The 18,147-nt window shown below is 48.7% G+C and carries 11 protein-coding genes; 2 read left to right on the forward strand and 9 right to left on the reverse strand.

What is annotated here, in order from left to right; translation table 11 throughout:
* Positions 1 to 44: 44 nt before the first annotated feature.
* From AC1S8V_RS26910 to uvrB, 6 genes are all read right to left on the reverse strand, one after another.
* Positions 45 to 2,558, reverse strand: coding sequence for a U32 family peptidase (locus tag AC1S8V_RS26910; RefSeq protein ID WP_482071421.1), 2,514 nt, complete (start codon positions 2,556 to 2,558; stop codon positions 45 to 47).
* A gap of 504 nt (positions 2,559 to 3,062) precedes the next feature.
* Positions 3,063 to 5,015, reverse strand: coding sequence for a stalk domain-containing protein (locus tag AC1S8V_RS26915; RefSeq protein WP_482071422.1), 1,953 nt, complete (start codon positions 5,013 to 5,015; stop codon positions 3,063 to 3,065).
* Positions 5,002 to 6,171: a S1C family serine protease gene (locus AC1S8V_RS26920; RefSeq protein WP_482071423.1), complete on the reverse strand. Its 1,170-nt coding sequence runs from the start codon at positions 6,169 to 6,171 to the stop codon at positions 5,002 to 5,004. Before AC1S8V_RS26920 ends, AC1S8V_RS26915 begins: the two co-directional genes overlap by 14 nt.
* A 277-nt stretch (positions 6,172 to 6,448) precedes the next feature.
* Complete coding sequence (locus AC1S8V_RS26925; RefSeq protein ID WP_253441215.1) at positions 6,449 to 6,661, reverse strand: hypothetical protein; 213 nt, start codon at positions 6,659 to 6,661, stop codon at positions 6,449 to 6,451.
* A gap of 463 nt (positions 6,662 to 7,124) precedes the next feature.
* Positions 7,125 to 9,983, reverse strand: a complete 2,859-nt coding sequence (gene uvrA / locus AC1S8V_RS26930; protein WP_482071424.1) for an excinuclease ABC subunit UvrA — start codon at positions 9,981 to 9,983, stop codon at positions 7,125 to 7,127.
* Between the two features lie 881 nt (positions 9,984 to 10,864).
* Positions 10,865 to 12,856 (reverse strand): excinuclease ABC subunit UvrB, encoded by a 1,992-nt coding sequence (uvrB, locus tag AC1S8V_RS26935; protein ID WP_482071425.1) that lies wholly within the window; start codon positions 12,854 to 12,856, stop codon positions 10,865 to 10,867.
* A 169-nt stretch (positions 12,857 to 13,025) separates the two neighbouring features.
* Here uvrB and AC1S8V_RS26940 point away from each other — a divergent pair, with 169 nt between their 5' ends.
* Positions 13,026 to 13,823 (forward strand): flagellar motor protein, encoded by a 798-nt coding sequence (locus AC1S8V_RS26940; RefSeq protein WP_482071426.1) that lies wholly within the window; start codon positions 13,026 to 13,028, stop codon positions 13,821 to 13,823.
* Entirely contained in the window at positions 13,807 to 14,640 is an 834-nt protein-coding gene (locus AC1S8V_RS26945; RefSeq protein ID WP_482071427.1) for a flagellar motor protein MotB, read from the forward strand. The genes AC1S8V_RS26940 and AC1S8V_RS26945 overlap by 17 nt, the downstream gene beginning before the upstream one ends.
* Positions 14,641 to 14,781: 141 nt before the next feature.
* On the opposite strand, the gene AC1S8V_RS26950 is transcribed toward AC1S8V_RS26945, so the two are convergent.
* The 3 genes from AC1S8V_RS26950 to AC1S8V_RS26960 are packed head-to-tail and all read right to left on the reverse strand — an operon-like array spanning position 14,782 to position 18,097.
* A complete protein-coding gene (locus tag AC1S8V_RS26950; protein WP_482071428.1) occupies positions 14,782 to 15,960 on the reverse strand; it encodes an ABC transporter permease in 1,179 nt (392 codons plus the stop codon).
* Entirely contained in the window at positions 15,953 to 17,149 is a 1,197-nt protein-coding gene (locus tag AC1S8V_RS26955) for an ABC transporter permease (protein ID WP_482071429.1), read from the reverse strand. The genes AC1S8V_RS26950 and AC1S8V_RS26955 overlap by 8 nt, the downstream gene beginning before the upstream one ends.
* A gap of 12 nt (positions 17,150 to 17,161) precedes the next feature.
* A complete protein-coding gene (locus AC1S8V_RS26960) occupies positions 17,162 to 18,097 on the reverse strand; it encodes an ABC transporter ATP-binding protein (protein WP_482071430.1) in 936 nt (311 codons plus the stop codon).
* Positions 18,098 to 18,147 lie beyond the last annotated feature (50 nt).

The following is an 18,147-nucleotide window of genomic DNA, read 5'->3' on the forward strand; positions in this document are numbered from 1 at the left end:
AAAAAACCCCAAGAGCTCCGTAAAGCAGAGATTGGGGTTGCTGTTTATTTCACCAATTGACCACGTGTAACGCCCAGTTGGTTCGTTGCTTTTAGTGTTTTCCAGACTTGTGTACCACTGATCTCGCCGCGCAGTGCACGGTTGTACAGATCAATTACTTCGCGTACCTGCTCTGGTGTCTCTTCCAGGAATTCCACACGGTAACGGGATACACCCAGATCCATAAAGTTGGTCAGATACTCGGCACCTGACTGCTCCACTGCATTGTATACCGTATTACGACAGCCTTCATCCACACGTACAGGGTGAGACATACCGATCCGGTCTTGCAATGATGCACGCTGTTCTTCACAAGGACGTCCACAGTTTGTAAAGTCTGTTCCTTCACTCATGAACGTACAGTATACACAGTGCTCGGTGTGGAACATCGGCAGATGCTGATGGATAACCACTTCAGTCTGACTTGTACGGGAGTGGCCCAGCAAATCAACCATTTGTTGAATGTTCAGGTCATAGGATGGGGTAATCCAGTCACATCCGGCTTCCAGGAACAATTCTACTGCTTTGTGATTGGCGATATTCAATGAGAAGTCACCGATCAGTTCAGGGTGCTTCGCGTCCGGGTTTTCCATCCGGTGGCGAAGGTAGAAGTACAGTGCACCTGTATTACGTACCAATACCGCATCTGGCTTCAGACGCAGGATGTTGTTATGATATCCGTTCTCCCCAGGCATGTGAATACGCGGCGTTGCCAGCGCGATCTTGCGACCAGCGGCATGCACAGCTTCCACGGCTGCCGGGAACTGTTTGATAAACTCGAAGTCGGCATAGATCATGCCGATCCCCGCTTCAATCGCTGCCTCCACTTGTGGCAGGCTGCGGCATAGTGCGGTCAGCTCTGCTTGACCGCGAGCGACTGGTGATGCCGGTTTAACCGAATCGCCGTACACATCTACCGCTCGTTTCACGTAGACGGGCGGTTTAGGACGCTCGCCCGCGAGTTGTTCTACCGCCTGACGGCGAATGTTATTCAACTCGCGCATCGGGATGATGACGTCACCGTGCAGGTTGACGTCCATTCCTTCCAACTGGAACACGGTGCCTCCCAGACGTCCGAACTGCTCTTCGAGCAATTCATGCGTCATTGGACGCTTCTGCGCGATGTCCAGTTCCATCTCGGAATCAATCCGGACGGTCGTGCCCTTCTGCACGTCTGTCCACCACGTGCTAAGCGGCTGCCCCGGGCTGCCGATGACTTTTACTTTCACCGGGAATACGCGGTATGGCTTCTCGGTCTCGAAGCTTTGACGCAGACGTTTGTCCAGCGCCGGGTCATTCGTTTTCCACACTTTGTCGCCAACCTTCACACGGCGCAGATCCACGTCACTGCGGCCTGGAACGACATCAACGATCCAACCCTCTTCTGCTTCGCCTTCGAGTTTTACGCCTTTGCGACGTACATCGTATACACGTCCGCCCTCTTCCTTCTGAGTGGGGTCTCCGGCGTCAAATACAATCCCGTCTCCACGTTTCACGGGTGCGTCCAGCTTCAGAACCACACCATCGCGCAACACTTGATCTACATGACCGAGGTAGACACCACGGCTTTTCGGGAATGTTCCATCCACCAGTTCTTTGTTGTTTGTACCGCTCAGGAAACCATGTGTGAATCCGCGGGAGAAGCTTTGCTGCAATTCGCGAACTTCTTCCTTGCTTGGCGGCGTGTTATCTCCATCAAAATAACGGTCAATCGCTTTGCGGTATTTGCTTACGACGTTCGCTACGTATTCCGGCGTTTTGAGACGTCCTTCAATTTTGAACGAAGTCACTCCTGCTTCAATCAGTTCCGGCATCAGGTCAATCGCTGCCAGATCCTTCGGAGACAACAGATAAGCTACATCACCCATCGGTTTGTGCACCCCATCCACCATCAGGTCGTATGGCAAACGACAAGCTTGGGCGCACTCCCCACGGTTCGCCGAACGCCCTCCCCACATTTCGGAAGTCAGACACTGCCCCGAGTAGGATACACACAGCGCGCCATGAACAAATACTTCCATTGGAAGCTTCGCCTGTTCACCAATCTTCTGGATCTGCTTCAGATTGTTCTCCCGTCCCAGAACAACACGTTCCATATCAAACGGCTTCGTGAACTCGACCGCTTCCGGTGAGGTAATTGTCATCTGTGTTGAACCGTGAATCGGGAAATCCGGCGAGATCTCGCGGATCATCTTCACCAAACCCAAATCCTGAACAATTACAGCGTCCACACCTGCATCGACACAAGCGTCAATGAGTTCTTTGGCATCCGTCAATTCATTTTCAAAAATCAATATATTAAAGGTCAAAAAACCTTTTACGCCATAACTGTGCAAAAACGCCATAATCTCTGGCAGCTCGTCCATGCGAAAATTGTTCGCCCGTGCCCGTGCATTAAACTTTTCGACTCCGAAGAAAATGGCATCTGCGCCATTGGCTACCGCCGAACGCATACAATCCCAGTCACCAGCGGGTGCCAGAAGTTCAACGTCTTCTCTTCGTATTGTTGCTGTTTTCATGTAGATCCTCCCCATAACCGGCTATCCGCCGGATTTCATCCCTATATCCTTAACGCCGCCTGAAAACACCAAGCCTAAACCTGTACCTTATCCGGTACACCTGCATTGTCACGGTATTGTTATATCTATCTATTATGTCTGTATTGCCTGAACTCCAAGCTTACAGTCATTCCTATTCATTAGATCAGTAGTCATAACTCCTGAACTAGTATAGTGTACCACTTCTGCACCGACTCTTCTACGTTTTCCTGAAAAAACCGTTTACCATTTTCATTTCCATTAAGATTTACACTAGACACTCCGATTGCAGTACCATCTTCTGATCGCTGTTACCCCCAGATTTTTTTAATTTCCTATTCTAAAGGGGAAAATCTGGTGATAAACGCGCACGCTTCGCTTCTTCAGATCGGTTCTGCACTCTTCGTCCCAGTGTAAATATTTAATTACTCTTATACAGGAAACAAATAAGCCGGAAGGTTACTGACCCTCCGGCATCAATCTCTATTATTTAATAAATGTAAATGAGTTCACTGCTTTTTCCAATGCTGCCGCCTGAACTTCTGTCTTATTGGCATCATTCAGGCCACTTGTGATCGTATAGGTTGTTCCGTCCTTTTCAAACACGATCTGGCGACCCGCATATGGCACTCCTTTGTCCAGTTCATGATACGTAAAGGAAAATGCAGGCACACCCGCAAACGTCAGCTCCTCACTGCCAAGCAGCTTGAAGTTCTTACGTGTTTTGGTGGCTTCGGCATAAGCCTCTCTCAGCTGGCTGACCGTCATCTCGATCGATTTGTCTTCGCTCGCCGCAATGGAGAATTCTCCGCCCGTGAAGGTGTACACCACAGGTGAATATTCGAATCGATCACTGTAAGGTGTCCAGTAACGCGGAATATCTACACTGTAATGATAACGTTTGGACGTACGTGTAAGTGTCTTCGTTTTGTCTGTCAAATAAGGATCTTCATCCAGCTGACCGAAATGTTCGGCAACCGTATCAAAATCAATCTCCACACTCTTCATAATCCGTTCAAACCATGCCCGATCTGCAACCTGCTCCTCAGGGAACGTATACTCTGCATAATATCGATACCCATTCTTCTGCAAAAGAACATCGAACTCGGTCTGCCAGCCCCCACCAAAGTTATAACGGAATTCATTCACCTCGGCAGTCTCTCCCGAGATATCCATCGTATATGAGCCAACCGGCTCGTAACTCTCTGGCGTAAATGTCTCACGCATCCACCTATCCAGTTGACCGCTCCAGTCTTTTACCGTTGTACCGGCCTTCGCGGATGTGACACGCCATTGCAGATACGCACCATCCTTGGCTTCATAGATCATCTGATTGTTGTCGATCGACCAGCCAGCAGGAATCTTCAATTCAATACCATAGTCATCATTCCACGCAGAGCGCATGCCATTATCTACGGTGGACAGATCCTTGATCGTTCGATCCGACTCCGCATAGGTTGGCTGGAATGAATTGAGCAGCGCCGCACGTTTGCCCAGATCTTTGTAATTCAAGGCTTGATAATCAGCGAGGTACACATCATATTGACGACCTTCATTGAGATACTGGCGCATCTCCCACAACATGCCGTCTGCATCTTTCACAATAATCCGGGCATATGGCGTTTTGCCTTTTGACACCGCTTCACGATCCAGTACGGTATCTCCTGATTGTTTGGCTTCCTGCACGAGTTGTTGCAACAAATCATCCGAATCCAGAGCCACATCCTGGTCGCTGACGTACACTTCAAGATAATAACTGTTGTCCGCTGCGCCGAAAGTCATCATGCGCTCCTGCTCACCGCTCTGGAAAACCATGAGATCTGCAGGATAGTTAATGGACCAGCCGTAAAAGCTGTTGCCGATTCTGGTTTTGCCTTCATCCGGATGAAGGCCATCCTCATCGTCCACCGAATCATCGGTTTGCAACAGACGAATCACCATTTCTCCGGAACTGCTTGGAGCAAGCGTCGCACCGATTCCAGCAGCTATCGGACGAAGTGGAACCATGAGTACGCCATTCACCATCTTGGGAGCAGCACCCATCTCATGTTTTACACCATCCACCCAGGCAATTGTACTGCCAATCGTCAGAGTCACCGTGTGCGGGCCTTCCTTGATTTTGACGACATCATTTTTCTCCAGCCGGATTTCACTGCCAAATGCTTTCTTGAACACACCTACAGGCACCATCGTAACACCCTTGAACTTGTACGGTTTGGCTATGGCCTGCTTATCGCCGTTAATGTAAGCGCTCGTGCTACCCGCTTTGACCCGTAGTTCACTTGTCGTCAGATCAGATGCCCATACAGGCAGTGCCGCGCCAATGGTCAGCATCCCGATTAATACACCTGTGCTCAGCACACGTATCCATGACTTTTTCATTCCGTTCTTTCGTCCTCTCTCCATCCGGGCTGATCGCCAGGCTTTATTGTTCTTCATCTGCAAGGAAGGCCCCTTCTTCATCGTCCTGAATGTCTGCGCGATCAGCAAGCACCAACGTGCGGGTGACGATATCGCCATCCGATTGCATCAACAGCTTTACCCTTTGCCCAGGCAGATACTTTTTGAGCAACTCATTGATATCCACGACTGAGGACACACGTGTGCCCGCCACACTATAGATGACATCGCCCTCTTTGATTTTGGCTTTTTTTGCTTCAGGAGACAGTACACCCGTGATCGTTAATGGATCATCTGTAGGCAGACCCACTATGGCAGACCAGCTTTCTTCCAGCTGTAATCCCAGACTCGCACGTTTTATTTTGCCATATTTAAAAAACTGATCGATGATATATTGAACGGTATCCACCGGAATCGAAAATCCCAAGCTTTCTACGCCGACCGCAGAGAACTTCATGGAATTGATACCGACTACCTCACCCTTCAGGTTGACCAGCGGTCCTCCGCTATTTCCTGGGTTAATGGCCGTGTCAGTCTGAATCAACCGATAGGTCGCCTCAACACCACGATTCAAGCCGCTAATTACCCCTACCGTTGCAGAGTTGCGCAAGGAAAAGGAAATCGGCGTACCTATGGCGATCACGGTCTCTCCAACAGAGGTTTGTGAAGCTTTGGCGAAGCTCGCCGGTTTGAGTGATTTGGCATTGATTTTGATTAGCGCGAGATCACTTAGTGCATCACTGTATGTTTTCGTAATTTTGTATGTATTGCCATCCGTCGTAACGACCACCGGATTCGTTAATCCTTCGATTACGTGAGCATTCGTCACGATCCATCCGTTGGACCGGATAATGACACCTGTACCATGTGCAAGATTATAGCGGTCGTCTGATGATGCACCTTCCTGCACTTCGGTAGATTTCCCAATAATGCCTACGACCGAAGGAGATACCTTTTCGATCACTTTGGGGATGGCTTCACTTCCCTTGTACGTGTACGTTCCTGATTTGGCATCATATTGTCCACTTCCACCAACTGCCTTGAGCAGATCCTTGGTGTTCACATAGACTTGACCGTCTACCACTTTCGCTTGCATTGCTGCTTTGGATTCAGCCGCACCGGCCGTTGCCGCTACACTAATCGAGAGTACAGCAGCCATCAGTATGGCTATCCCCTTTTTACCCAACACGCTCATATTCTCACCTGACCCTCTCTATACATCCTTCTTGCGCGACTCGACATCGGATTCATCGCTGAATCTATTCTCTCTTTCTCTCATCTGCAATTCCGGTATCCCTCAATGTATCATACAGAATCTGGATATACAATTGTTTTAAGTCCTATTTTAGTAGAGAAGGTAGAATCTTGTTCAATCGTTCAGTATAAACGAAAAAAACACCCTCCATGTCTCCCGTGGAAAGTGTTCCTCCATACCTCTTTTGGCTTATATTCCATTCACTTCAGTGGCCTTCCTACTGACCAAACCAACCGGTTATCATCGCATAATCCGTCATCAGAAATACCAGCAGACTGACTACTGCAAATCCGATCGCAAACAGATTCTTCTTCGGTGCCCGAAGGAGGCGAACGACTCCGATGAAAATCAGGATCGTAAATAAGATGACAAAAATATCAAATGCATTAAAATTCGATGTGCTCGCCGTGGCAGCTTCTGCAAACAGCATGGATAGACAGACCTCCTCACCATAGTTGAACAGCTAACGCATACCCTAATATCTTCCTCTATGTTATCTGTACCCTGCTTGTAATGCAAGCCCTATCATCCATAAAAATGAAAAAAATCCAATTTGGCTGAATATCCCTGCAATGCTTGCCCTACATATATGTAAACACTTTCACGAAAACATTCTATATAAGTTGAATTAATCATTTACACCATAACGGTGAGGACAGAAAAAACCTGAAAAAGCGAAGCGTTCGCTTAAAAGCTTTCTGAAAGAAAGCTGTATCGGAAGCATAAGCTATATCACCGGATTTCCCCTTGAGGAAGACTCTACATATTCCAAAAATAAAACCCTTCCTGTCGGAAGCAGAGCACATCAGATCATAATCCAATGCCTCACACTTCTCGAAAAGAAGGGCTTGTTCACTATCGTTTTTCGTTCAATAAACTCAGACTACAAGAACTTAGTCCACCAATTGCAGTGCCTTGCTCCGCTCGGTATCCCGCTCCAGAACCGGCTTCAAGTACTTGCCCGTATAGGAAGCTTCCACTTGAATGATATCCTCAGGTGTTCCGGTTGCAACAATGGTACCTCCACCGCTACCACCTTCCGGCCCTAGATCGACAACATAGTCTGCCGTTTTGATCACATCCAGGTTATGCTCGATTACCAACACCGATTCCCCGGAATCCACCAAACGGTGTAGTACGTTCAACAAACGATCGATATCATCGACATGCAAACCGGTTGTCGGCTCATCGAGGATGTAGATGGTTTTCCCTGTACTGCGACGATACAGCTCGGAAGCAAGCTTCACCCGCTGGGCTTCACCACCAGACAATGTGGTTGCAGGTTGTCCCAGATTGATATAACCCAGACCCACATCCATCAGCGTCTGCATTTTGCGATGGATCTTCGGAATGTTCTCGAAGAACTGGGTTGCATCTTCAACCGTCATTTCCAGCACATCGGAAATATTTCTATTTTTATATTTCACTTCAAGCGTTTCCCGGTTGTATCGTTTGCCTTTGCAGACTTCACAAGGAACATAAACGTCGGGCAAGAAGTGCATCTCAATTTTGATAATGCCGTCTCCACGGCAGGCTTCACAACGTCCGCCTTTGATATTGAAGCTGAATCGGCCTTTCTTGTATCCACGTACCTTGGCTTCATTCGTCTGAGCAAACAGATCCCGGATATCATCAAAGACACCTGTATACGTAGCCGGGTTGGAACGTGGTGTCCGCCCGATTGGCGACTGGTCAATATCGATGACTTTATCGATATGTTCCAGACCACGAATCTCTTTATGTTGACCCGGGCGTACCCGAGCGCGATTCAGATCACGTGCCAGCGTTTTGTACAGGATCTCATTGATCAATGTGGATTTACCTGAGCCAGACACACCCGTTACCGCAGTAAATACACCCACTGGAATCTTCACATTCAGATTCTTCAGGTTATTTTCTTTGGCTCCGCGTACTTCCAACCAGCGGTCTCCTACACTTCTACGTTCTGTACGAATCGGAATGAACTTGCGTCCACTCAGATATTGACCGGTTAATGAGTTCTCATCGTTCATGATCTCTTCCGGTGTACCCTGTGACATGATGGTACCTCCGTGGATACCTGCACCAGGGCCAATATCAATAATATAGTCGGCAGCCATCATCGTATCCTCATCATGTTCAACCACGATCAACGTGTTGCCAATGTCCCGCATATGCGCGAGCGTTGAGATCAAACGGTCATTATCCCGTTGGTGCAATCCGATACTTGGCTCATCCAGAATGTACAGTACCCCCATCAGGCTGGAACCAATCTGTGTGGCCAGTCTGATTCGCTGAGCTTCCCCACCGGACAACGTTCCAGCGGCACGACTTAGCGTAAGGTAATCCAGACCTACGTTCACGAGGAAGCCGAGACGACTGTTGATTTCTTTCAAAATCAGTTTGGCAATCGTCTGCTCTTTCTCACTCAATTCCAATGAATCGAAGAATCGGCCAGCTTCACCAATGGACAGACTAGTCACATACGCCATGTTGTGATCGTTGATCGTAACTGCGAGACTTTCCCGTTTCAAACGCTGACCTTTACACGTACCACAAGGCTTCGCGCTCATGTAACCTTCGATGAATTCACGGATACCTTCAGATGCTGTATCACGGTAACGACGCTCCAGATTATTGACGATACCTTCAAAGGTAACTAGTGCTTCCTTGCGTTGTCCAAAATCATTCTCATACCGGAAACGGATTTTCTCCGTACCTGTACCCTGCAACAACTTATTCATCTGTTCAGTTGGCAGATCTTCGACAGGTACATTTTGCGGAATGTTGAAGTGTTCACATACCGACTTCAGGAACTGTGGATAATAGGTCGATGTTCCACCTGTCCATGCATCAAAAGCGCCATCTTCGATCGTCTTGCTGCGATCCGGTACGAGCAGATCAGGGTCAACGATCATTTTGACACCTAACCCGTCACAATCCGGGCAAGCGCCGAAAGGACTGTTAAAAGAAAACATCCGCGGTGCAAGCTCTTCAATACTGAATCCGCACACCGGGCAGGCAAAGTTGGAGCTGAAACGTAGCTCTTCTTCACCCATAATGTCCACGAGGAGTTGTCCTCCGGATAAATTAAGTGCTGTTTCAATGGAGTCGGCCAGACGTGCCTGTACATCATCCTTAACAACGATCCGGTCAACGACCACTTCAATCGTATGCTTCTTGTTTTTCTCCAATTGAATATCTTCTGACAGGTCACGCAGCTCTCCGTTCACCCGTACACGGACAAAGCCCTGCTTGGACACATCGGCAAATACACTTTTATGCTCGCCCTTACGGCCCGAGATAATGGGTGCCAATATCTGCAACCGGGTACGCTCTGGATATTGCATAATGCGGTCAACCATTTGTTCTACGGTCTGGGAACTGATCTCAACGCCGTGATCCGGACAATGTGGATGACCCACGCGTGCAAATAACAGACGCAGGTAATCATAGATTTCCGTCACGGTTCCAACCGTGGAACGCGGGTTACGGCTTGTAGTTTTCTGATCTATTGAAATGGCAGGAGACAATCCTTCAATGGAATCGACATCTGGCTTCTCCATCTGTCCCAGAAACTGCCTTGCATAGGCTGACAATGATTCTACATAACGCCGCTGTCCTTCGGCATAGATGGTGTCAAAAGCCAGTGAGGACTTCCCTGAGCCACTCAGGCCGGTCAATACGACAAAGCGGTCGCGCGGGATGGTAATGTCGATGTTCTTCAGGTTATGCGCTCGTGCACCTTTAATGACAATGTTATCGCTCGCCAATAGTATTCATCCTCTCAGTGTGTTAATCCAAACCTTTTTAAAGGCTTTTTCGATCCCTCCCAAACCCTCCCTTCCAAGGGAGGGCCCCAGAGGGCGCAGCCCTCTGGACACCCGAAACAAGCGGTGCAACAGTGAGGGGTCGGGTCTTGCTATGTGAAGGATTGTCGTATGCCCGCGGCTCCGCATAAGGTTTCGGCCAATTGCCGGCACCTTATGCGGCCGCTCTACTGCGAGGTGACGCTCTCGGCTTCGCCTGTTCGCGACTAGGTCGCCATTGCCTTCGGCTCGGCTCCAAGGGCAATACCGAGGCGCTCTCGGCTTCGCCCTGGTCGCGGCAGGTCGCCATTGCCTTCGGCTCGGCTCCAAGTTCTACACCGGGACGCTCTCGGCTTCGCCTTGGTCGCGGCAGGTCGCCATTGCCTTTGGCTCGGCTCCAAGTTCAACACCGGTGACGCTCTCGGCTTCGCCCTGGTCGCGGCAGGTCGCCATTGCCTTCGGCTCGGCTCCAAGTTCAACACCGGGACGCTCTCGGTTTCGCCTTGGTCGCGACAGGTCGCCATTGCCTTCGGCTCGGCTCCAAGTTCAACACCGGGGCGCTCTCGGCTTCGCCTGTTCGCGGCAATGTCGCCATTGCCTTCGGCTCGGCTCCAAGTTCAACACCGGGGCGCTCTCAACTCCCAGAGGGACACGACTCCCGAATGCTTTCTATAAACCTTTTAACCAAATTCAACTTTTCTATCAGTATAGACCTGATTTCAAGATTTCAACATCTCTTATTATCGGTAGATATAGATGATTTCCTTACTCAACAAGAGAACGGCCAATTGGCCGTTCTCTTGTTACAGATCTCTCTTTTATAGTGCATATGAATGAGCAGTATCTTATTCAGCGCGAAGTTCCAGCAACGCATCGCGAAGCTCGGCAGCACGCTCAAACTGCAGGTTTTTGGCTGCATCTTTCATCTCTACCTCCAGGCGCTGAATAAGCGCCTGGCGATCTTTCTTCGACATCTTCTCGGCAGCGCCTGTGAGATAGTCTTTCTTGGATTCGGCAACTTTGGTTGCCTCAATCACATCACGCACTTTTTTGCGAATCGTCTGTGGTGTAATGCCATGTTTCTCGTTGTACTCGATCTGAATCGCACGACGACGTTCGGTTTCCTTTATCGCCTTATCCATCGAATCGGTCACTTTGTCACCGTATAGAATAACGCGACCCTCGCTGTTCCGCGCGGCACGACCAATCGTTTGGATTAGTGAGCGTTCGGAACGCAGGAATCCTTCCTTATCGGCATCCAATATAGCTACGAGGGATACTTCCGGCAGATCGAGGCCTTCCCGGAGCAAGTTGATTCCGATTAGGACATGGAAAACGCCCAACCTTAGATCACGTAAAATCGCCATCCGTTCCAACGTCTTGATCTCAGAGTGCAGATAACGAACCTTGATTCCAACTTCCTTCAGATAATCCGTCAGGTCCTCGGACATCTTCTTCGTTAATGTTGTAATCAACACACGCTCGTCTTTGGCAATCCGGTCGTTAATCTCACCGATCAAGTCATCGATCTGTCCCTTCGTTGGGCGCAGTTCAATGATTGGATCAAGCAGTCCGGTTGGACGGATAATCTGTTGCACCATCGTATCGGTATGCTCAATCTCATACGGGCCCGGTGTAGCCGATACATAAATAATCTGATCCATCTTGCCTTCGAACTCTTCAAATTTGAGCGGACGATTATCCAGCGCTGACGGCAAACGGAAGCCATGCTCAACCAATACCGTCTTCCGCGCCTGGTCACCGTTGTACATCGCACGGATCTGCGGCAGGGTCACATGAGACTCATCGACCACGATCAACATGTCATCCGGGAAGTAATCCATTAGTGTATACGGTGTATCGCCGCGTTCGCGGAAGGTCAGCGGGCCTGAATAGTTCTCAATCCCCGAACAGAAGCCGACTTCCTTCATCATCTCGATATCGTATCGTGTGCGCTGCTCCAGTCGCTGAGCCTCCAGCAATTTCCCTTGTTCACGCAACACTTCAAGACGCTCCTCCAGTTCACGCTCGATGTTCACCAGTGCAACCTTCATCGTCTCTTCTTGCGTTACGAAGTGAGACGCCGGGAAGATGGCAATATGTTCACGTTCACCAATCAATTCACCGGTTAACACATCAATCTCCGTAATTTTCTCGATCTCATCACCGAACAATTCAACTCGAATCGCATGTTCGCCCTTGGAGGCAGGGAAGATCTCTACGACATCCCCACGGACACGGAATGTCCCCCGTACAAAGTTAATGTCATTCCGCTGATACTGAATCTCTACCAGTCGGGACAAAATCTGATTACGCGGTTTTTCCATGCCTACCCGGAGTGACAGCAACATGCTGGAATACGAATGCGGTGAACCCAAACCATAAATACAGGACACACTCGCTACAATGATGACATCCCTGCGCTCAAACAACGAACTGGTTGCTGCGTGACGCAGTTTGTCAATCTCTTCATTAATACTTGAATCCTTCTCGATATACGTATCGGAGGACGGGATATATGCTTCTGGCTGAAAATAATCGTAATAACTGACGAAATACTCAACCATGTTGTTAGGAAAAAAATCTTTGAACTCACTTGCAAGCTGTGCCGCCAGCGTCTTGTTGTGCGCAATAATCAGTGTCGGCCGTTGCAACTGGGCTATGGTCTGTGCAACGGTGAACGTCTTACCTGTACCCGTCGCACCCAGCAGTGTCTGATACCTTTTCCCCTCCTGAACACCCTTCACCAATTCTTTGATGGCTGCAGGCTGATCACCTTGGGGAGAAAACTCTGACTCGATTTCGAACGTTTTGTCGCTCATTATAATATCGCTCATTGCCGTATCTCACCCTATCGTCTAAAATAATAGTCACTATATATTGTCGAAGTTCCCCGAATTTTCATATGGGAAAACTTATAGTAATAGGAATATTTGTTCCCGTTCAATTATACCTTGTTCGTTTTAGTGATGCAAACGTGAAATGAAGACAGGAGTGGATTAATTTATGGATATTGCGACACTTATCGGTATTATTGCCGGAATTGCCGCAGTCATCAGCGGTTTTTTGTGGGAAGGCGGTCAACTGTCCGGTCTCATGCAAAAAACGGCTGCTTTAATTGTATTTGGTGGAACGATTGCTGCTGTGGTTGCTAGTTTCCCTGCGCATCGCCTGCGTACGATTCCAGCTGCCCTTCGTATGGCTTTTGGACGTAACAATAATGAATCAGGCTTGTGGGTTGAGGAATTGGTCGAGATGTCTTCGATTGCACGCCGCTCAGGTGTGCTTGCATTGGAACGCAAAGTTATGGATCATCCGCATCCATTTTTGCAAGACGGTATTCAGATGGTTGTCGATGGCACGGATCAGGATGTGGTTCGCCAGATCCTGGAGATGGAGATCGATTCTATTGAACAAAAACATGAGGGCTACGCCAAAATCTTCGAATCCGCTGGTGGGTACGCCCCAACTATGGGCATCATCGGAACCGTGATGGGACTCATTCAGGTCCTTGGCAGTTTGACCGATCCAACCGGACTCGGACCTGCTATTGCTGTTGCATTTACCGCAACCCTGTATGGGGTCGCCAGTGCGAACCTTATCTTTTTGCCCATTGCCTCCAAGATCAAATCCAGGGGTGCTGACGAAGTTCAGACCATGGAAATGCTGCTCGAAGGTGTACTTGCCATTCAGAACGGTGAGAATCCACAGCTTGTACGCAAAAGACTGGAGTCTTTCACCCTCACGCATCGTCAGGTTATACGCCCCCTAGCAAAGGAGGGATTGGATGAGTCGGCGCAGTAAACGGCGCGGAAAACGTGAAACTGTCGACTATCGGGATCGCTGGATGATTACCTATGCCGATCTCATTACCCTGCTTTTGATCTTTTTTGTCATCATGTATGCCATGAGCAATCTGGATTCGGGTAAATATGACGTCGTTACTCAATCGTTACAACAAACATTCCACGCATCCGACTCTATACTTGAGCTTGGTGAGGGACTCGGTGAGAAACCCGGACAGACGATTACAGAGACTCCACCATCCGAGGTGCAGGGTGAAGATCCTTCAAAAGCCCCTTCCGATTCCGGGACAGCAACACCAGAAGATGACAACAAACCCCTCACAGAACGGGAAGAACAGTTCAGATCACAGGAGCAGGAATTGCAAAATCTGTTCAATGTGATTACCCAATATATCGAGGATAATAAACTGGAAAACCAGATTTTTGTTGCGGACAAGCCGCAGGGCCTCTCCATTACCCTCAGTGACCGCTTCCTGTTTGATCAGGGACAGGCCGCTTTAAAGGGTGGTGCAGCACCAACGCTCAGCAAGCTTGCCAGTCTGTTCCGTGATCTGAACACCGTTGTCAGCATTGAGGGTCACACCGATAATGTTCCTGTGGGGGCAAACTCCGCCTATACGGATAACTGGCAGCTTTCCGGGGAACGCGCACTGTCTGTATTGCGATTTTTTCTGGATACAGAGAAGCTTAACCCTGACAGCTTCCAATATGCCGGATATGCGGATACTCGCCCAACGGGTGACAACACCACAGCGGCTGGCAGACAAAAGAACCGTCGAGTGGAAATTACTGTCTTACGTCAGCTCCAACCTTAATCTTCAACATTTCGCATAATGTATCATTACATTCTTCATTTTTAACATAAAGAGCACGTTCTGGCTGAATTACACTCAGGCAGAACGTGCTTTTTGTAACCTGTATAGTGTGCAGTCAGATCCCATATCCCGTTATTCCAGTTATCCATCTACCCCTGGCTGACTGGGACGCAGAATTGCAGAACCAACCGTCAGCAAAATGATAGCCATACCAAACAAAATCAATAGCGGCAGGGTAATATCCGATAACGTACCGCCAGCGGAGATCGTTTCCACCGCCTGAATGGCCCATTTCTGCGGAACTACGTTAGCGAGCTTCTGCATATAGTCCGGCATGAAACTGATCGGCCAAAAACAACCACCTATCATACATGTTGGCATAATGATAAGTGAATTTAACATATTCGCATTTTTGGAATTCCGGATCAATCCTGCAACAGTACTTGCGATTCCCATGGAGACCAGCATGAATGCCGACAATATTATGAAATGAATTCCAAAAGGAATACCGGCATCATAGTGCAGCAACCATCTGCTGACTCCCAAAACCATCACAATCTGAATCATACCAATGACAAAGCTGCCCAGAAAATTGCCTAGTGCAATCTCATATGCGCGGACAGGTGCCGTATATACTCTGGCCATCGTTCGTTTCCTCCGATCTTCCATAATAACAGCTACTGCACTGGTCAGCAGACCCATCATAAACATAATTGTAAATCCAGTCACATTGTTCAGGCCTGGCTTGGGATAGATCTGCAGATCGGTGACTTCACCAGCAACCTGTTGCTTTCCTATCTCCTGTAATAACAGTTTAAACGGCTTCTGTGCGCTCTCCAGTACGTCCATCTCACTTGAGACTCGACCTGCCGCCACCGTAACAGCTGAAGCAGATTGTTGCAGGCCTCTCGTCAAACCTTCAACTGCTGCTCGCAGTGTATAAGAACCTTCGCTTATACGCAGTTCCACCAGTTGAATTTCGGTTGCCTTACCTTGTAACAGATCCTCCGTATAATTTGCCGGAATGATGATGCCAGAACTTCCTTTTTGCTGAGCGATAGCTTCCTTCACTTCAGCTTCGTTGTTCATTGGCTTGAGCAAATATTCCTCTTTGCCAGCAAGTTCACGAATCATCCATGTCCCTGCCACCCCTGCATCTTCATTGACGTAGGGAATGACCGTGCGTGTACTCTGCTCACTTCCAAAAAGAGCTACCGCACCTGTAACCACCAGGCAAGGCAGAATTAGAAACGTAATGAAGCCCATTTTACGGCCAAGTGTACGTCTGATCATCAACCAGGCTATGTGCAGACTATTCATATCGATATCCTGCCTTTCTATAGATCAATCCTGAGATGGCCAGTAAAACAGCGCAGACCACGCCTAGCATCAGTATGTTATATACTATCTCTCCTACAGGTGCATCCAGCATCATTCTCAGAAAACTTTGGAGCGCCCAGTGATTAACCGTAAATTCGCTAAGACGTTGCACCAAATCAACCGGAATGGGCCTGAACCCACCACTGATGAATGTCATGACAATAATGATGCCTTGTAAGGTTGCACCGGCCGATGCCGTGCTTTTGCATACCAGGGATACAATAATGCCGAGGGTCATAGATGCCAAAGTGATGAGAACACAAGTTAGCACAATATACCCAGGATACGTTCCCCAATCTACACCGTAGAACCAATATGTCATAAGGATGATCGTCGTTGCCTGTAAAAAAGCGAGCAGACTATTGCCGGCAATTTTCCCGGCAAAGATCACTCCGTTACCTATCGGCGCAGCCTGAAGGCGGATCAGCGTTCGGTTATCCCGCTCTCCAAAAAGGCTGGTACTTGTTGTCATACCCGAATACAACATGAACATCGCCAGCATGGAAGCTGCATAGTATTGGGAGGCGCTGTAGGAAGTACCTGTCTTTCCGGGATTAATGACAGTAATGGAAGTCGAGTTCGCTCCATTAGACTCCAAGCCAGAGGTCATGGCAGCAATCACTTCCGGGCCTAACTCTTTGCTAATCGCCATCTGTCGATTCCATTCATCCGTAAACCGTGTGAACAAGGTTTCGCCCAAGGTATTGAGCGTGCTGTCCTTTCCACGTATCCATTGCAACCGCGCCTCTTTCCCCATCATCACGTTTTGTTCAAAATCTGAAGGAATCATTACGGCAAAGTCGAGCTTGCCAGTGCGCAGCAAATGGACAGCCTCTTCTTCTGTCGTAAAGTTCTGTACCTTAACCATCTCAGCTACCGCAGGAGCATTCACAAATGAATCCAACGCTTGACTAACCGTATCTGAACCTCCGCCTGATTCCGAATTCATATGGATTATCCCTACACGTACAGAATCCGGAATGACATCTTCCGCCGTCCCCATCGTACTGGAAAGGGCCGTGCCCAATATGAAAATCAGTAACAACGGTAGAACAAACAGGTTCAACACCACAGTTCGAATCTCAAGAATACGTCTTAACTCAAAGATGCAAATATACCATATATTCATCTCTTGCTCCCCCTAGTCCCGAAGCGTACGCCCGGTCAGATTGAGGAACAATGTTTCCAGATCAGGCTCTTCCACCTTGAGTGACTGAATGGATATTTCATGTTTGCTGCAAATGAAGAGCAGGTCCTGTAGATCCTGCTGTGCCGAAGGCAGCGTAATCGTCAGGATATTCTCCGAAACGTCTACCATTCGCACGCGGGGGTGAAGTTTCAGTTCTTCCAAGACGTCGGGACTGATACCGGAAGTGGAGAGCACTACTTTTTCCTCCGATGCTACCCGTTCTCTCAGCTCTGCTTCAGTTCCGCAGGCAATGATTCGCCCCTGATCCATAATCGCAACCCGGTGACTAATTGCCGCCACTTCCTCCATGTAATGACTTGTATAGATAATCGTTGAGCCCATCTTGTTGAGTGTGCGTACCGATTCAAGAATATGATTACGAGATTGCGGATCAATGCCGACTGTCGGTTCATCCATAATAATCAGTTCCGGGCGATGTGTAATCGCACATGCGATGTTTAACCTGCGTTTCATCCCGCCGGAGAAGGTCGAGGGGGCATCCTTTGCTTTATCCTGTAAGCCGACAAATGCAAGGGACTCCTGCACTCTTTCCTTAAGCAATTTTCCACGCAGTCCATACAATCGGGCAAAAAAGGTCACATTCTCCGCAGCAGACATGGTTTCATATAAAGCCAGATCCTGCGGCACCAGTCCGATCTTGCGTTTTACTTCAAGCGGTCGCTCCTTGACCGATATGCCCTCCAACCTGATTTCCCCCTGATCCATATTCAGGAGACCTGCAATCATGCTGATGGTGGTACTTTTCCCTGCTCCATTGGGACCGAGCAATCCAAAAATTTCGCCTTTGCCAACACTAAGATTCAAATGATCCACTGACAGCCTGCTGCCGTATCGTTTCACGACATGATCCACTTCAAGTATGCCCATCTCTTTAACGCCCCTTTTCCGGTTCGACTTCCGCCGCTGTATTTCATAAT

Source organism: Paenibacillus sp. B46(2026) (assembly GCF_056786355.1).

What these genes read in the sequence shown, in the direction of transcription:
- AC1S8V_RS26910 (WP_482071421.1), bottom strand. Translation starts at nt 2,558, where the DNA reads ATGAAAACAGCAACAATACGAAGAGAAGACGTTGAACTTCTGGCACCC.
- AC1S8V_RS26915 (WP_482071422.1), bottom strand. Translation starts at nt 5,015, where the DNA reads ATGAAGAACAATAAAGCCTGGCGATCAGCCCGGATGGAGAGAGGACGA.
- AC1S8V_RS26920 (WP_482071423.1), bottom strand. Translation starts at nt 6,171, where the DNA reads ATGAGCGTGTTGGGTAAAAAGGGGATAGCCATACTGATGGCTGCTGTA.
- AC1S8V_RS26925 (WP_253441215.1), bottom strand. Translation starts at nt 6,661, where the DNA reads ATGCTGTTTGCAGAAGCTGCCACGGCGAGCACATCGAATTTTAATGCA.
- uvrB (WP_482071425.1), bottom strand. Translation starts at nt 12,856, where the DNA reads ATGAGCGATATTATAATGAGCGACAAAACGTTCGAAATCGAGTCAGAG.
- AC1S8V_RS26940 (WP_482071426.1), top strand. Translation starts at nt 13,026, where the DNA reads ATGGATATTGCGACACTTATCGGTATTATTGCCGGAATTGCCGCAGTC.
- AC1S8V_RS26945 (WP_482071427.1), top strand. Translation starts at nt 13,807, where the DNA reads ATGAGTCGGCGCAGTAAACGGCGCGGAAAACGTGAAACTGTCGACTAT.
- AC1S8V_RS26950 (WP_482071428.1), bottom strand. Translation starts at nt 15,960, where the DNA reads ATGAATAGTCTGCACATAGCCTGGTTGATGATCAGACGTACACTTGGC.
- AC1S8V_RS26955 (WP_482071429.1), bottom strand. Translation starts at nt 17,149, where the DNA reads ATGAATATATGGTATATTTGCATCTTTGAGTTAAGACGTATTCTTGAG.
- AC1S8V_RS26960 (WP_482071430.1), bottom strand. Translation starts at nt 18,097, where the DNA reads ATGGGCATACTTGAAGTGGATCATGTCGTGAAACGATACGGCAGCAGG.